The organism is Faecalicatena orotica (assembly GCF_905197545.1).
GTDB classification, from domain to species: Bacteria; Bacillota; Clostridia; order Lachnospirales; family Lachnospiraceae; genus Faecalicatena_A; species Faecalicatena_A orotica.
Map to the genome: position 1 here is coordinate 23,828 of NZ_CAJJZH010000001.1, position 16,454 is coordinate 40,281.

At 48.1% G+C, this 16,454-nt stretch carries 17 protein-coding genes; 16 read left to right on the forward strand and 1 reads right to left on the reverse strand.

Annotation, left to right across the window (positions count from 1 at the left end; genetic code table 11):
- The first annotated feature begins 26 nt into the window (after positions 1-26).
- The 10 genes from ABIN22_RS00100 to ABIN22_RS00145 all read left to right on the forward strand — a co-directional run bounded on the left by ABIN22_RS00100 (position 27) and on the right by ABIN22_RS00145 (position 10,206).
- Positions 27-1,025 (forward strand): LacI family DNA-binding transcriptional regulator, encoded by a 999-nt coding sequence (locus ABIN22_RS00100; RefSeq protein ID WP_109731084.1) that lies wholly within the window; start codon positions 27-29, stop codon positions 1,023-1,025.
- 13 nt (positions 1,026-1,038) lie between these two features.
- Entirely contained in the window at positions 1,039-1,689 is a 651-nt protein-coding gene (locus tag ABIN22_RS00105; protein WP_346906014.1) for a DUF4867 family protein, read from the forward strand.
- A gap of 43 nt (positions 1,690-1,732) precedes the next feature.
- Positions 1,733-2,692, forward strand: a complete 960-nt coding sequence (locus tag ABIN22_RS00110) for an aldose 1-epimerase (protein ID WP_346906015.1) — start codon at positions 1,733-1,735, stop codon at positions 2,690-2,692.
- 61 nt (positions 2,693-2,753) lie between these two features.
- Entirely contained in the window at positions 2,754-4,091 is a 1,338-nt protein-coding gene (locus tag ABIN22_RS00115) for an ABC transporter substrate-binding protein (protein ID WP_109731087.1), read from the forward strand.
- A 94-nt stretch (positions 4,092-4,185) separates the two neighbouring features.
- Complete coding sequence (locus ABIN22_RS00120; RefSeq protein WP_109731088.1) at positions 4,186-5,028, forward strand: carbohydrate ABC transporter permease; 843 nt, start codon at positions 4,186-4,188, stop codon at positions 5,026-5,028.
- Positions 5,025-5,870, forward strand: coding sequence for a carbohydrate ABC transporter permease (locus ABIN22_RS00125; protein WP_109731089.1), 846 nt, complete (start codon positions 5,025-5,027; stop codon positions 5,868-5,870). Before ABIN22_RS00120 ends, ABIN22_RS00125 begins: the two co-directional genes overlap by 4 nt.
- Positions 5,871-5,940: 70 nt before the next feature.
- Positions 5,941-6,885 carry an aldo/keto reductase gene (locus ABIN22_RS00130; RefSeq protein ID WP_346906016.1) on the forward strand — a complete coding sequence of 315 codons (945 nt, stop codon included), beginning with the start codon at positions 5,941-5,943 and terminating at the stop codon, positions 6,883-6,885.
- Between the two features lie 166 nt (positions 6,886-7,051).
- Positions 7,052-8,488: an NAD(P)/FAD-dependent oxidoreductase gene (locus ABIN22_RS00135; protein ID WP_346906017.1), complete on the forward strand. Its 1,437-nt coding sequence runs from the start codon at positions 7,052-7,054 to the stop codon at positions 8,486-8,488.
- A gap of 44 nt (positions 8,489-8,532) precedes the next feature.
- A complete protein-coding gene (locus ABIN22_RS00140; RefSeq protein WP_346906018.1) occupies positions 8,533-9,837 on the forward strand; it encodes an NAD(P)/FAD-dependent oxidoreductase in 1,305 nt (434 codons plus the stop codon).
- 3 nt (positions 9,838-9,840) lie between these two features.
- Positions 9,841-10,206, forward strand: a complete 366-nt coding sequence (locus ABIN22_RS00145) for a DUF1667 domain-containing protein (protein ID WP_346906019.1) — start codon at positions 9,841-9,843, stop codon at positions 10,204-10,206.
- A gap of 209 nt (positions 10,207-10,415) precedes the next feature.
- Here the strand turns inward: ABIN22_RS00145 and ABIN22_RS00150 are convergent, their stop codons facing one another.
- Positions 10,416-11,123 (reverse strand): GntR family transcriptional regulator, encoded by a 708-nt coding sequence (locus ABIN22_RS00150; RefSeq protein ID WP_346906020.1) that lies wholly within the window; start codon positions 11,121-11,123, stop codon positions 10,416-10,418.
- 234 nt (positions 11,124-11,357) lie between these two features.
- Between ABIN22_RS00150 and phnG the strand changes: the two genes are divergently transcribed.
- The 6 genes from phnG to ABIN22_RS00180 are packed head-to-tail and all read left to right on the forward strand — an operon-like array spanning position 11,358 to position 16,446.
- Positions 11,358-11,786 (forward strand): phosphonate C-P lyase system protein PhnG, encoded by a 429-nt coding sequence (phnG, locus tag ABIN22_RS00155; protein WP_346906021.1) that lies wholly within the window; start codon positions 11,358-11,360, stop codon positions 11,784-11,786.
- Between the two features lie 3 nt (positions 11,787-11,789).
- The gene (gene phnH, locus ABIN22_RS00160; RefSeq protein WP_346906022.1) at positions 11,790-12,386 is read left to right on the forward strand and encodes a phosphonate C-P lyase system protein PhnH; all 597 of its coding nucleotides are present in this window, start codon (positions 11,790-11,792) and stop codon (positions 12,384-12,386) included.
- Positions 12,387-12,427: 41 nt separating this feature from the next.
- On the forward strand, positions 12,428-13,531 hold the full coding sequence (locus ABIN22_RS00165) for a carbon-phosphorus lyase complex subunit PhnI (RefSeq protein ID WP_346906023.1): 1,104 nt from the start codon (positions 12,428-12,430) through the stop codon (positions 13,529-13,531).
- Positions 13,524-14,369 (forward strand): alpha-D-ribose 1-methylphosphonate 5-phosphate C-P-lyase PhnJ, encoded by an 846-nt coding sequence (locus ABIN22_RS00170; protein WP_109731097.1) that lies wholly within the window; start codon positions 13,524-13,526, stop codon positions 14,367-14,369. The genes ABIN22_RS00165 and ABIN22_RS00170 overlap by 8 nt, the downstream gene beginning before the upstream one ends.
- Entirely contained in the window at positions 14,321-15,199 is an 879-nt protein-coding gene (locus tag ABIN22_RS00175; protein WP_346906024.1) for an ATP-binding cassette domain-containing protein, read from the forward strand. The genes ABIN22_RS00170 and ABIN22_RS00175 overlap by 49 nt, the downstream gene beginning before the upstream one ends.
- A 59-nt stretch (positions 15,200-15,258) precedes the next feature.
- Entirely contained in the window at positions 15,259-16,446 is a 1,188-nt protein-coding gene (locus ABIN22_RS00180; protein ID WP_346906025.1) for an alpha-D-ribose 1-methylphosphonate 5-triphosphate diphosphatase, read from the forward strand.
- The last annotated feature ends 8 nt before the right edge of the window (positions 16,447-16,454 follow it).

Consider the following 16,454-nt stretch of genomic DNA (forward strand, 5'->3'; position numbering starts at 1 on the left):
AAAAAAAAAGAGAGGAAGCATCCATAATGAATAAAAGAAAAGTAACATTGAAAGATATCGCAGAAAAAACAGGGTTTTCAATCAATACAGTATCGTTGGCAATGAAGGGACAGAGAGTAAGTGAGGATACGAGGAAACTGATTGTGGAGACAGCAGAGGAGATGGGATATATCGGAAATGCCCTTGCAAGTTCCATGCGCTCCGGCCTGACGGGCACGATTGCCATCATAGTCGGAGATATTGCCAACCCGTATTTTGCGTCAATCATTAAGGGTGCTGTGAACTTATTAAGCGCACAGCAGTACAGTGCAATCATTTACAATACAGAGGAGCGGGAAGACTATGAGAAGAATAGTATCCTTTCCGCGCTCAGACAGAATGTAGACGGAATCTTGTATTGTCCGGTAGTAAAGGATGGACCGAATACAGAGCTGCTGGCAAAATCCAATATTCCGTTTGTGATTTTTGGAGGTATCAGTCAGAACCCGGAAATTAATACGGTGGGACTGGATGATGAGAAAGGCGGATATATTGCAACACAGTACCTTCTGGAAAGAGGGCACAGAGACATTGTGTTTTTAAACGGACCTGATTTTGCACACAGCAGCAAAGAACGTCTGAGCGGGTATAAACAGGCTTTACTGGAGGCAGGGATTCCTTACGATGAAAGAAAAGTACTGCACTGCGACCTGAAAAACGACAAGATGATATGGGATCAGGTGAAATACCAGTTGAGCCAGGTACTCGATTATACGGGAGTAATTACCTACAGTGATATGACGGCCATGCGGCTGTATTCACTGCTGGACAGCGAAGATTTTAAGGACAAAGCGATAAGTGCGCGGGATATTATAGGGTTTGATCATGTTATGGCGACATTTCCTTTACCGATAAAGATTGCCAGCGTGGGAGCGAAGGATATTAAGATGTCAGTTGTTGCTACGAGTCTTCTTTTGGACCTGATACACAAAACCTCTCAGGAGGTCAAGAAAATTGTGCTGGATGTAAAGGTGTATGTCCCATAAAAAAGGAGAAGAAATGGGACAGATATATGATATAACCAATGAGCGGTTTGCCCGTTATGGAAGGATTCTGGAAGGACTGCCGGTAGAGGAACTGATCCGGGTGGCCGGCAGCTTTGGCAGGGACTTTGACGGGGTGAAATATGAACGTTCAATTAAGGAACTGGAAGAAACGGAAGACTTCCGGTATATTGAACAATGGTTTGGAGGAGAAGGTGCACTTCAGTGCGGACTTTGCTGGGGACACAATATAAAAATGAATGCAGTGGAGTACCACCATTCTTCTGAAATTAATATCGGGGCGAAGGACATGGTCCTGATGCTGGGAGATCTGCGTGACGTAAAGGATAACCACTATGACTCTGAATTGCTGGAACTGTTCTTTATCCCGAAGGGGACTGCAGTCGAACTTTTTGGAACGACGCTGCATTTCGCACCGTGCCAGACGAGTAATACAGGTTTTGCTACAGCGATTATTCTTCCGGAGATGACGAATGCTCCGCTAAGTGAAGAAACCAGAAAAGCAATCCCCCAGAGACAGGGCGAAGAGAGACTGCTGTTCGGTAATAATAAGTGGATGATTGCACACCCGGAGTGTGACGATGCAAAGAACAGCTTTGCTTACCCGGGCGTGACAGGAGAGAATCGGACAGTTGTAATTGAGTAAAAGCAAAAATATCCCAGACTGATATTGAGAAGGATGTGTTCGGATGAAGAAGCGATTTAATTATGAAACTATACAGCACAGGGAATACGGGAATGTCATCGTACTGCGAAGTACGGATGAATCAGGAAAAGAACAGAAACTATATCTTGCGCCGGATTACGGCTTTAATCTGATCGGGTATGAAGCGGGACAGGAAGACCTGATTTATACCAGACCGGAAACATTGAGAAATGAAGGGGTTTCTGGAATTCCTGTTTTATACCCGACACCGAACCGTGTAAAGGATGCAAGGTTTCAGTTTAAAGGAAAGATATATTCAATTGAAAAAAACGGTGTGCCACGGTATCTGCATGGACTTGTGTACGATGAGAAATGGGCGGCGGGCCAGCCGGAGTTTACCGAACAGGGCGTGAAGGTGTGTGCATGGATCGAGTTTAAAGAGGGAAGCGCCCCTTATCAAAGCTTTCCGTGGAGGCATACCCTGAAGGTATCATGGGAGCTGACAGTGAACGGGATACGGCTGGAATATGAGGTACATAATCAGGGGCAGAAGGAACTGCCGTTCGGATTTGCAATCCACCCGTTTTTCCCGGTATATGCATTTGGTGAGACAGCAAAGATACGGGTTCCTGCGAAGCAGGTATTTGAAAGTACACCGGACCGTTTCCCGACAGGAAAGATTCTTAAGACCGGGGGGACCGGCTTCGACTTAAGCAGGCCCCGCGAGGTAACAAGCCTTTCGCTGGATGACGTATATACCGGGTTAAGTGGTCAGGAGGCGGAAATCAGCTACGGCAGGAACCGGCTTGTATTATCTGCATCCAGTGAATTTGATAAGATGGTAGTATTTACACCGGAGGAAGATTTCTTTTGTCTGGAAAACCAGACCTGTATGACGGACGCGCATAACTTCTATAACAAAGGATATGAAAAAAGTGGTCTGATTATTGCAGAGCCTGGCAGCGTACACAGAGGATGGATCGAAATGACGGCATATATCTAAATAATATCAGGACAGGGGATTTTTGATAAAAAATGAAGTGCGATGAAAGGGAGGTATTAAAATGAAAAGAAGAGATTTATTCTCAAAAATTGCAGCGGCAGCACTGTGCGTAACGATGAGCGCGGCTCTGATTGCCGGATGTGGATCGGGATCTGATTCTAAAGATGAAGATAAGAATTCCGGTAAAGGCGGCGGAAAAACCGAGACTGTAGAGATTCTGACACAGTTCGGAGAGGCCGGCAAGAAAGCCGGGCTGGAAGCAATCAGCCGGGAAGTGGAAAAAGCACATCCGGAGTACAAGTTTGAAATTATCTGCCTGTCTTATGACAAGTATGTAGAGCGGCTGAAACAGGAAATGTCTGCTGGCGACCCTCCAAGTATTTTCACAGGACGTCCGAAAGAATTCCCCGAATTTGTCAAGGCAGGACAGGTGTATGACCTGACAAATGAGGACTTTATCAACGACTTTGATGAAAAACTCCGCGCAGAAGTAACACTGGACGGAAAAATATGGTCCGTACCATATGATAAAGAAATCTACGGTGTATTCTATCGTCAGGAGCTGCTGGATAAGTATGGCCTGGAGATTCCGACAACCAAAGCAGAATGGATCAAGGTATGTGATACCTTAAAAGAAAACGGTGTAACACCGGTTGCCTTTGGCGGCGCAGACACAGATCCGTGTAACTACACACTGGAGACTTTCTGGGATGCAGCCCTGATTGCGGGAGGCAATACCGATGCAATCCAGAAGGTTATGGACAAAGAAATTTCAATCAAAGATGTTCCGGAATTCAAGCAGGCATTGAAAAATGCATATGAGATGCTGATTCCATATATTGAAGTAAATGACATGAGTATCACCAGAGATACTGCATATGAGAACTTCTGCTCAATGGACCGCGCATTTACAATTCACGGAAACTTCTGTGCAAGCATCCTGCGTGAAGGCGCACCTGACGGAGAGATCGGAATATTCCCAGTTCCGTGGGGCGATGACAAGTCAACAGATAAGCTCCGCTACGGCGTGGATGATGCCATGATGATCGCTGCAGAGGGCAATACGGAAGCAGCGCTGGCCTGGATGAAATATGCAACTTCAGCAGAAGGCCTAAGCATATGGGCGGATAACAGCAAGTCTTATTCAGCATCAAAACTGGTTGCTGAAATTGAGAATCCAGATCCGATTAACCAGGATATTAACAAATATTTTGATAACGGTGAATATTATTTCAAAGGCGACCTTAAATATTTTGACGGAAGTTACCTGTCAGAGTGGCAGAACATGGCTCAGAAATTCTTTTCAGACGGACTCGCAGCTTATGGTGACGGGAAAGATTCCGAAGAATTTGTAACAGGCTTCCTCGATGAAGTTGATTCCAGATTTTCCGCTTTTTAAGGGCATCTGGTTTTGAAAGCTTCCGCTGCCCGGCAGGGTGTGCCAGACAGGTTCTGCGGGCAGGCGGACGGCTTGGGAAAGGAACGGTGGAAGTATGAAGCGGTATTGGAAAAGAGAACGGGTTTATTTACTATTTTTGCTGCCAACGGTACTATTCATGATTGTTTTCCTGTACTATCCATTAATCCGTGGCATCCCGATTGCCTTTACAGACTGGGACGGGTTCAGCAAGACTTCGAACTTTGTCGGACTGGATAATTTCAAGCGTATCCTGCGTGATATCAATATCCCGAGGGATTTAAAGAATACACTCCTGTTTACAGCGATTGAAACTGTCATCTGTAATGTGATTGGGCTCGCTATGGCACTTGCGGTAAAGAAAGCAACCAAGTTAAACAACCTGTTAAGAACATTGTTTTTTATGCCTTTTGTAATCAGTCTGGTTTTATCATCATATATGGTACAGTACCTTATCTACCAGGTATGCCAGACCTTCTCATGGACCAGCCCTCTGGCTGTGCCCAGCCAGGTAATTCCGGGTCTTGCCCTGATTGCCATATGGCGTGATTCCGGATACTGTATGATTATTTACATAGCGGCTATTCTGGGTGTAGATGAAAGTATGTATGAAAGTGCCTCTATAGAAGGGGCGACAAGGTTCCAGCAGTTCAGAAAAATCACGATGCCGATGATAGTACCTGCATTTACAGCTAACGTAACGCTGCTTTTGTCCTGGGGACTGAAGTTATTCGATTACTCTATGACAGCGGTAAAAGGAGATGCATCAGAGTCCATCAATGTCTATGTATACAGGATGATCTTCCCGGGATATCAGGCTGGATACGGGCAGGCGGTCGCACTGGTATGGCTGATTGTCGTATTTATCATTACTAACTTTGTATCGAAAACATTACGAAAGAGGGAGGTAGAACTATGACAAGGAAAAAACGTCTCTCTTCTGTATTACAGAATATATTTAAGATTGCCGTACTGGTTCTCTTTATGAGCCCGTTTTATGTGGCACTGAATTATGCACTTAAGACAAAACAGGAGATTGCACAGACCGGTCTGGCGTGGCCGAAAGAACTGCACTTTGAGAACTTTACGGAAGCGATCCGCCAGACTTATGTCGCAGGAATGCCTTTCTTTAAAGTACTGATGAATACTGTGATTGCTACATTGGTAGGTACGGCACTTATTGTATTTATTTCCGCTATGGCGGCGTATGCAATTGCACGCAGGAAAGGGAAAATATATTCCATCTGTTACACGCTGATGGTTGTTACATTACTTGTGCCGATCCAGGCATATATGTTCCCTCTGTATGATGAACTGAGGGGGATGGGACTGCTGAATACGAACCTTGGCTTTATATTGGCGAAGGTCGGGGCACAGGTCGGGTACAGTGTCATCATTACGACCGGATTCGTAAAAAATATTTCGGTGGAAATAGAGGAAGCAGCACTGATTGACGGGGCCAGTATCCCGAAAATGTTTGTAAAGATTGTCATGCCGCTTCTGAAACCGATTTTCATGACCTCAATTGTCATCAATGCACTGAGTATCTGGAATGATTTCGGACTGGCGTTCATCGTTCTGACGAAGCCGGCGAATTATGTACTGCCTTTGCTTCAGTTTACATTTATTACATCGAATACATCTATGTTGAATCTGGCATTTGCATTATTCCTCCTGACAATGATTCCGATCCTGCTTCTGTATTTGTTCCTGCAGAAATACATAGTCAGTGGTATCATGCTCGGCTCGGTGAAGGGGTAATGTGACTCCGGGAAAAGGAAAAGCAGCACAGTGAAAATAAATTGTTGAAAGATAAGGAGACTTGTATAATATGAAAACAATAAAATTAGGCGGCGCCTTAGAGGCATCCGCAATTGGCCTTGGATGTATGCGTATGGAAAATCTGGATGTAGCGGATGCGCAGAAAGTAATCGATGCAGCCGTAGAATCAGGGATCACATTTTTTGACCATGCAGACTGTTATGGATTTGGTAAGTCAGAAGAAATCTTTGCAGAAGCACTGGAAAGAACAGACATCCGCAGAGAGGACCTGGTCATTCAGTCAAAATGCGGAATCCGGAAAGGCCGCGGCAGATATCCGTTCTGTAAACAGTACTATGATTTTTCAAAGGAACATATCATTGAGGCGGTTGATGCAATCCTTAGCAGGCTGAAGACAGATTACCTCGATACCCTCCTGCTGCACCGTCCTGACACACTGGTTGAGCCTGAGGAGGTTGCAGAGGCGTTCGATATTCTGGCTTCCAAAGGAAAAGTGCGCTACTTCGGTATCAGCAATGAATCTCCTGCACTGGTGAAGCTGCTCCAGAAGGAATTAAACCAGCGGCTGATCGTGAACCAGCTCCAGTTCAGCCCGGCCCACACATGGATGGTTAACCAGCAGATTTATATGAACATGAATGACGGCCAGTCCGTCGGACGCTCCTGTGAAGTACTGGAATACTGCCGTGATAAGAACATTACGATTCAGGCATGGTCACCATTCCAGCATGGATTCTTCGAAGGAACCTTCATTGGGGATTATGAGAAATATCCGGAACTGAATCAGGTACTGGACGATTTTGCCAAAGAAAAGGGCGTGACCCCGGCGGCAGTCGTGATCGCCTGGATACTGCGCCATCCGGCGAAGATACAGCCGATCATCGGAAGTATGAATCCACAGAGGATCCGGGACATTGCAGAAGGGCAGAATACCGAAATCACCAAAGAAGAGTGGTATGAATTATATGGTGCGGCAGGGAATGTGCTGCCATAGTAATGGAATTTAGAGTTGTAATTTAAAAAGGCGGGGTGTATAATAGACGTAGAAATTTATAATGTATGCCTATGAGAACAGAGCCTGGCAGATGACATATCAGCAGATATGTTTATTTGTCGGACTCTGTTTTTGTTCGTTTAAAAGGAATATGGGAGGTATGAAGATGTATGATGTAATTATTATAGGCGCAGGTGTTTCTGGTTCGGCAGCAGCCCGTGAATTGTCCAGATATCAGGTCAGGGCGTGTGTCCTTGAAAAGGCGGAAGATGTATGCTGCGGTACTTCGAAGGCAAACAGCGGGATTGTACACGCGGGGTATGATGCGGCGCCGGGAACCCTGATGGCAAAGCTGAATGTCAGGGGAAATGACAGGATGGGGGAGCTGGCAGAGGAGCTGGATTTCCCGTTTTCCAGAAAAGGGTCACTGGTGATCTGCAGGGAAGAAGAGGGGCTTTTGGCACTGGAGGAGCTTAAGAAACGTGGAGAGTTAAATGGTGTGCAGGGACTTGAAATTCTGAACAGAGAGCAGGTGCTTGAACTGGAGCCGAATGTGACAAAGGATGTCATTGCGGCACTTTACGCACCGAGTGCCGGTATTGTATGCCCGTTCGGACTGAATATTGCCCTTGCCGAAAATGCAAATAGAAATGGCATTGAATTTTATTTTAATACAGAGGTTATGGATATCAGGAAGACTGAAAAAGGATTTTTGCTGGAGACTTCAGCGGGAGTGTATGAGACAAAATATGTTGTGAATGCGGCCGGTGTATATGCAGATCAGTTCCACAACATGGTGAGCAGAGAAAAGCTGCATATCACCCCGAGGAAAGGTGAATATTATCTGTTGGATAAGAGCACGGGTGACCATGTTTCGAGAACGATCTTTGCACTGCCCGGGAAACTTGGGAAAGGGGTGCTTGTGACGCCGACGGTCCACGGCAACCTGCTTGTCGGGCCTACGGCTGAGGATATTGAAGACAAGGACGGTGTGAATACGACGCCGGAAGGGCTTGCGGCGATCGCTGAGAAGGCGGGGCAGAATGTCAGCGGCCTGCCGCTTAAGAAAGTAATCACCAGTTTTGCAGGTCTGCGTGCCCACGAGGACCGGCATGATTTTGTCATAGGAGAAGTGCAGGACGCCCCCGGCTTTATCGACTGTGCAGGCATCGAATCGCCGGGGCTCACCAGTGCTCCGGCAGTGGGAGAGATGGTTGCCGGGATATTAAAAGATAAACTGAATCTGGAAGTGAATCCGTGTTTTCAGGGGAAGCGGAAGGGGATTTTAGATCCGTCTAAACTTACGATGGAGGAGAGAAACGAACTGATCCGGCAGAATCCGGCTTACGGCAGTATCATCTGCCGCTGTGAAATGATTTCCGAAGGGGAGATTCTTGATGCGATCCACAGGCCGCTGGGGGCCCGCTCGCTCGATGGTGTCAAGCGCAGGACAAGGGCCGGCATGGGGCGCTGTCAGGCAGGTTTTTGTTCCCCGCGTACGATGGAGATACTGGCGAGGGAACTGGGGGAACCAATGGAGGCAGTCACGAAGTCCGGCGGCGGTTCAAGACTGATTGTGGGAACGAACAAGGACAGGATTTAGATATTATTACCGGATTTAGATATTTTTGGCAGGGAGGAAAGAACATGGAACAATATGAGATTGTGATTATCGGCGGCGGCCCGGCAGGACTCTCAGCGGCAGTTTCTGCAAGAAAAGCAGGGGCACAGCGGATTCTGATACTGGAGCGGGATAAGGAGCTGGGGGGAATTTTAAACCAGTGTATCCACAATGGATTTGGGTTACATACATTTAAAGAGGAACTGACGGGACCGGAATATGCGGCCCGGTTTATTGAACAGGCATGTGAGCTCCAGATTGAATACCGGCTGAATACGATGGTTATGGATATCAGCCCGGACAAAACAGTGACGGCTATGAGCCGGGAACTGGGGATGTATCAGATACAGGCAGGGGCGGTCATTCTTGCTATGGGATGCAGGGAACGTTCCAGAGGCGCCCTGAATATACCCGGATACCGTCCGGCAGGGATTTACTCGGCAGGAACAGCTCAGCGGCTCGTCAATATGGAAGGATTTCTCCCGGGGCGCAAAGTAGTCATTCTCGGTTCCGGTGATATCGGCCTGATCATGGCAAGGCGTATGACGCTGGAGGGTGCACAGGTACAGGTGGTGGCGGAACTGATGCCTTACTCCGGCGGGCTGAAACGTAATATTGTGCAGTGTCTGGATGATTACGGGATACCGCTGAAATTAAGCCATACCGTGACCGACATCAAAGGAAGGGAGCGGGTCGAGGGGATTACACTTGCTGCGGTTGACGGGAAGGGAAAACCAGTCCCGGGGACGGAAGAAGAGTATGAATGTGACACCCTTCTATTGTCTGTTGGCCTGATCCCGGAGAATGAACTCTCAGGGCAGATGGGCGTGACGCTGAACCCTGTAACCTCAGGTCCGGTTGTGAATGAGAGTCTGGAGACTGATATAGAAGGCGTGTTTGCCTGTGGAAATGTACTGCATGTTCACGATCTGGTTGATTTTGTTTCCGAAGAGGCGGCAATGGCGGGGGAAAATGCGGCACATTATGTGGATAACTCTCAGAGAACAGCGGAAGCATATGAAAAAACGGATTCGGCGGCGGGTCAGGAAGCATCTGCCACGGTTACATTAAAGCCGGAGAACGGCGTGCGCTATACGGTACCGTCCCTTATCCATCCTGACAGAATGCGTGAGGAGCAGATCATAAGATTCCGTGTAGGCAGTGTATATAAGAACTGCTATATTGGTGTTTATCTGAATGGAGAGCGGATTCTCCACAGGAAGCGCCCGGTCATGGCGCCCGGTGAGATGGAGGAAGTTAAAATCAAAAAATCACAGCTGGCGGGACTGTCAGGACCGGCGGAGCTTAGCATTCAGGTAGAGGAGGCGTAGAAGATGGAACGAAGAGAATTAATCTGTATTGGCTGTCCGATGGGCTGTCCCCTGAGTGTGGAGACAGAGGAAGGGAAAGTGATTTCTGTGACAGGCAATACCTGTCCCAGAGGAGACAGCTATGCAAGAAAAGAAGTCACAAATTCGACGAGGATTGTAACGACAACCGTGCGGGTCACAGGCGGTGTACAGGAAATGGTCTCCGTGAAGACGAAAACGGATATTCCGAAGGGAAAAATCTTTGACTGTGTGAAGGCATTAAAAAACGCACAGGCAGAAGCACCTGTACGCATTGGTGATGTAATTCTTCAGAACGCGGCCGGGACCGGAGTTGACATCGTAGCAACGAAAAACGTGGATGCTCTTTGAGCACCATGTTTAGTTTCATTAAATTGATGTTGGGGTCAAAAGGTATTTTGACCCCTGATGCCTACGGATTTCTCCGCACTGCGTGCTCCCAAAATCCTAAAAACATTCGAAATCCGCCCTAATCGGGCTACTTTCTCATGTTTTACGGGTCCCAAAGTCATCCAATTGCATGCAAGCATGCATTGTATGACCTTTTGACCCTGGCATCATTAAATTTCAAATATAAACCGGTCGCTGCGGTAAATCGTGCGTGCCACTTCTACAACCGTTCTGGAGGGCAGGGTCACACAGCGGCAGGTCAGCACAAGACTGGGGGCGTATCCTTTGATTTCAAGGAGGGCACGCTCCCTTTTACTAAGGGAAGAAACCGTGATCTGCGTGTTTTCACTGTGCAGGTTTACATATCCGCAGTTATGGATGTAATCATACACTGAAGTGATGGATGCTCCGTCATCCCGGATACACGGGAATAAGTCTTCCGCCATATAGCTGATATGGATCGCCGCGGGCTCACTGTCCAGAATGCGCAGCCGTGTAATTTTATAGACCGGCTCACTAAAATCAACATCCAGCATGGAATGAATCAGCGAATCATCCCGAAGCTTCTGGCAGCCGATATTTTTCGTCTCAAAATGAAGATTCAGAGCCGACATTTTCTCGGAGAAACTTTGATCCGTCATAGAAAGACGGATTTTCTCACGTTTCCCGGAAAAAAAGCTGCCGTATCCCTGCATTGAATACACATATCCCAGCTCCTTCAGCCGTTCATACGCCTTTCGTATTTCCGAGCGTGTCACCCCGAAACGGACAGCCATCTTATTTTCGCTCGGCATCTTTTCCCCCTTTTTGTACTTACATTCCTGAAATTCGCGAATTAAAACATCTACAATAGATTCCCATGTCCATTTTTTCTTCATTTGCACACATCTCCCATAGATTTCAGACAATGGCCCGCAAAGGGGTCTGACCCCTTTGCGGTACCTTCCGGTTTCCTCTGGATTATATCAACATAAATATGGGCACACAACACAATTCAGACAACTTTACAGAGAGTTTACGTAATTTAGTTGGCGACTTTACACACCTGCAATAAGATGCACAAAGAAGCGGAAAAACAGGTTTCTATTCATAGAAGTTGGGAGGGTACATGGATGACAAAACGGGAGGTTTCCAGGATTCTGGCGAGGGCGTCTAAGGAGGAAGCGGCAGAGACTGCGTCTATTGTTTATGAACGATGCAGGGTGCAGATTATGAAGCAGCCGCAGAAAACTCTGGTTATGGTGAAGGCCCGGGAATCGATAAAGAAGTCCTTATTCTATCTCGGGGAGGTGCTGGCGTCAGAGTGCATGGTCCTTGTGGATGGTGTGAAGGGGGCAGGAATGATAGCGGGGGATGATTTTGAGAAAGCTGTGGCGGCAGCCGTGATTGATGGTTTTCTGAATCTGGAGGGCAGGCAGGATGAAAAGAAGGTTATACTGGACCGGCTTTTGATGCTGGAAAACCGTCAGGCTGAAAAGCGGGCGGAATTGAACCTTGCAGTCCAAAAGTCAAAGGTGAACTTTAATGTGATGGGAGAATAGGCAATGGCAGTGAATTTAAAATTGGCGTATGAGTTTGATTTTGTGTTTGACGGGCAGCAGGTGTTTCGAAAACTGCTGGATGCCCTGTCCAATCCGGGGAGGATTGAGAATATCAGAGTACAGGCGGGAAAATTTGAAAATGCGTATCCGGAGCTTATGGCCCTGGGGTGTACGCTGCTCGATAATGAGGAAACAATGTATGTGGAAAAAAATCCGGACCTTTCGTCTGAGCTGCACAGCCTGACTTTATGCCATGAGGGAAGTCTGGACGAAGCGGATTATGTATTTCTCTCTTCGGAAATGAACTATGGTTCTATGGAGCAGATCCTTAAGAATGTAAAGCATGGTACTTATGCGGACCCCCAGTTATCGGCGACTATATTCCTGAAGTGCGCGGCGATAGAAGGGACGGAGGAGATGAAGGTACAGGGGCCGGGGATCAAAGATACGCTCCGGGTCAATGTGTATCCTTACATAAAAAAGGTGACTGCGCTGCGTGACAGCCTCCATATTGAATATCCGCTTGGAATAGACCTGGTCTTTGCGGATACAAAGGGGAACATCATGGGGGTTCCACGTTTGTGCAGGCTGAAAGACTGATACCGGCATGACACATTTACTAGCAGAAAAGGAGAAAAAAGATGGCTTATGTAGCAGTAACCGGCGGCCGGGAGGCGATTGAGCAGTCCCTGAAGCTGCTGGAGATATTCCGGGACAGTAAAACTGATATCAGTGTGTCCTGCATCAAAGACAACATGGGGCTTTTAATCGACAAAATTATGAGTGAAGCCGGATTCTATTCACGGGAATATGCGGCACTGGCGCTGAAACAGTGCGAGGGCAGCGTGGAGGAGGCTGTTTTCCTTCTGCGGGCATATCGCTCCACCCTCCCGAGAAATTATTATTCCCTGCCGGTCGATACCTCTGATATGCGGCTGATCAGGAGAATTTCGGCGGCATTCAAGGACATACCGGGAGGACAGATACTGGGACCGACTTACGATTATTCCCATCGCCTTCTGGACTTTTCCCTCATGGATGGGGAAGAAAACAACCGGCAGCAAAAAAAGAAAGAAAAAGTAAGTGAAGATACTGGCAGGAGTGTTGCAAAGGAAGGATATGATATCCGCTGCGGACGTGTGACGGACATCCTGAAAAAAGAGAAGGTGCTGGCGGAGACAGAGGAGGACAATACCCCTCCGTTCGATGTGACAAGCGATGTGCTGACATTTCCCGCACCGAGAAGCGCGAGACTGCAGACATTTGCAAGGAGTGACGCCGGTTTCCTTGGCGGGGTGGCCTACAGTTCCATGCGGGGATACGGGGCGGTCCATCCAACGGTTTCTGAACTGCGCTGCGGCTATGTCGAAGTCTGCATCCCCTATGTACTGGATGAATCTGAGGAAATCTGTATCGGGGATATTCTGGTCACAGAGGTCGAGGCACTTGTCCCCTCCCACACGGAAACAGAGGAAGAGTTTGATAAAATGACACTTTCCGGAGGATATGGACTCATCTTCGGAAGAAATGAAAATAAAGCAATCGCGATGTCCATTGCGGATGCGAGTCTGGAAACGGAGGGGAACACACCTTCCCAGGACGAGGAATTTGTGCTGACCCACGGGGACTGTCTGGAAATGAGCGGCTTTATTTCCCATCTGAAGCTGCCGCACTATGTCACCTTCCAGTCAAAACTGGACCGTGTCAGAATACAGGAGGATGAGCAGGAGGAGAAAAATGATTGACGCGAAGCATTATAATTTTGCATTCCTTGATGAGGGCTCGAAACGGGAAATCAGAAGGAGCATCTTAAAAGCAGTGGCAATTCCGGGATATCAGGTTCCGTTCGGGTCCCGTGAGCTGCCAATCGGAAGGGGATGGGGAACAGGGGGAATCCAGATCACGCTTTCGATCATCGGAAAGGAAGATGTACTCAAAGTCATTGACCAGGGCAGTGATGACAGTGTGAATGCGGTAAATATCAAGAAACTGGTCGAAGAGTGCACAGGTGTAGAACTGACGACAGATTCAGAGGAGGCCAGCATCATCCAGAGCCGCCACCGTATTCCGGAGATTCCGATGAGAAACGACCAGATTCTGGTATTACAGGTACCGACCCCGGAGCCCTTACGCATTGTGGAACCGAAAGAATCTGTCACAAAACAGATGCATGCAGAAGCGGAATACAGCGGCATGTGGCTGTCCCTGTTTGAGGATCTGACCCGGTTCGGGGAGATCAGCATCAGTTCGGAATACCCGGTCATGGCCGAGGGGCGGTATGTTATGAATCCCAGCCCGATCCCGAGATACGACAATCAGAAACTGAATGACAGTGACACCCTGTATCTGTTCGGTGCGGGGCGCGAGAAAAAAATATATGCAGTTCCCCCCCACACAAAGATAGAGTCCATGTGTTTCGAGGATGTTCCTTTTCAGACAGAGGATTTCGAAGGCAAACACTGCAGGCTCTGTGGGGCGGCAGGCGTTTATCTGGATGAAATCATTGACGAGAAGACAGGCGAAACGGTATACGAATGCAGCGATACCGGGTTCTGCCAAAAAAGAAGGGAGCGTGGGGCATGATGGAACAGCCGGTACTGGAAGTGAAGAACCTGACGGTCCGTTACGGCAGGACATGTGAGTACTGCAGAAATGGCGGCAGGCTGGTGAAGAATACCTGTCCGCACTGCAAGACGGTATGGGCATGCAATGATGTTAACGTGACACTCTATGAAGGGGAAATACTTGGCATTGTCGGGGAATCGGGGTCAGGGAAATCCACTTTGATGAAGAGTCTTTATTTTGACTTCCCTGTTACAGAAGGAAAAGGGTATCTCCGGGATTTTGAAGACGGCAGGACGGATATTTTCGGACAAAGCCTGCAGCAGAAAAAATATATCAAGAATCATGTCATGGGGATGGTGTACCAGAACCCTATGCTGGGACTGCGCATGGACTATTCCAGTGCTGGCAATATTGCAGAGAAACTAATAGCGGCAGGACGGCGTAACTATGCCGGGATGAATGAACGTGTCGGGGAGCTGCTCGATGCCGTAGAGATCCTGCAGTCAAGAAAGAAAGAGCCCCCGAAAAACTTCAGCGGCGGAATGCAGCAGCGCGTACAGATATCAAAGGCGCTGGCAAATAACCCGGCAATCCTCCTGCTGGATGAGGTGACGACCGGGCTGGACTTATCCGTACAGGCGAAGGTGCTGGAACTAATACGCAGGATCAGGCAGGAATTCCATATATCGATTATGCTTGTGTCCCATGATCTGGCGGTCATCAGGATGCTCTCAGACCGGACTATCGTCATGCTGGACGGGAAAATAATCGAGCAGGGACTGACCGACCAGATTCTGGATGACCCGCAGCAGCCGTATACGCAGCAGCTGGTGCACTCCCTGCTGTAAGCCTGAGGGGATTTTGGGCTTAGGGGAGTCTGCGAAAAGAATGTGATAAGGAGAGGGAAATGAAAAAAATCATTACAAATGGCAGGATCATCCTAAAGGAACAGCTTCTGGACGGCTGTGACATCATTCTTGAGGATGGCCTGATCAGTGGAATACAAAGAGCGGGAAGTATGGATATGACAGGGGACATATCCGTATATGATGCAAAAGGGGGATATATCATGCCCGGGATTATCGACATTCATTCCGACATGATTGAAGCCTATATCCAGCCGAGGAGCACCGCGGTCATGGATTTTGAAATGGGGCTTGGTGAGGCGGAACGGGTGCTGGCCGTCTGCGGAATTACGACGATGTTCCATTCCATTTCCATGTTCCGCGACGGGTCCTGGGATGTAAAGGAAATCCGGAAAGCGCCGCAGGTGAAAAGGCTGGCAGAACTAATCAGCGGGTACAGGCACAAGAAGAGACTGATCCGCCACAGGTATCATCTGCGCTACGAGATAGACAATCTGGACTGCTATGAGGATGTCAAAAAAATGCTGGAGGACGGTTTCGTCGACCTGCTTTCCTTCATGGATCATTCTCCGGGACAGGGGCAGTATAAAAATCTGGATGTATACAGAAAACACCAGCCGGGGGAAGGAAAAAAGATTTCGGATGAAGATTTTGAAAAGCTGGTAGAACGGGAAAAAAATAAGAATACTGTTACTCTGGATGAGTTGAAAGTACTGGCAGAAACGGCTGGGAAAAGGGGCATTTCCATAGCCAGTCATGATGATGATACAATAGAAAAGCTGGAATTGAACAAGGAGCTTGGGATAAAAATCAGTGAGTTCCCGATCACCTTAGAGGTGGCAAAGGCTGCTTCAAAAGAAGGATTCATGACCGTTCTGGGGGCGCCAAATATTTTGCTGGGGGGATCACACTCGGGTAATTTATCTGCAATGGATGCCATCCGGGAGAATGCGGCGGGCATTCTTGTTTCTGATTATTACCCGCAGGCCCTGCTCCAGTCCGTCTTTTATCTGTATCAGGAGCAGGGCATCCCCCTGTGGGAGGCGGTCCGGTATGTGACGATAAATCCCGCGAAGGCGGTTGGGCTGGACCGAATGCTGGGCTCTGTTGAGACCGGGAAAAAGGCGGACCTGCTCGTAGTGGATGCCTCGGGAAAAAGGCCGGTCCCGGAGTTTGTGTTTGTCAATGGTGAATGTGTGGCAGAATGTCATTACCGCGCGACGGATTAGGAGGAGAG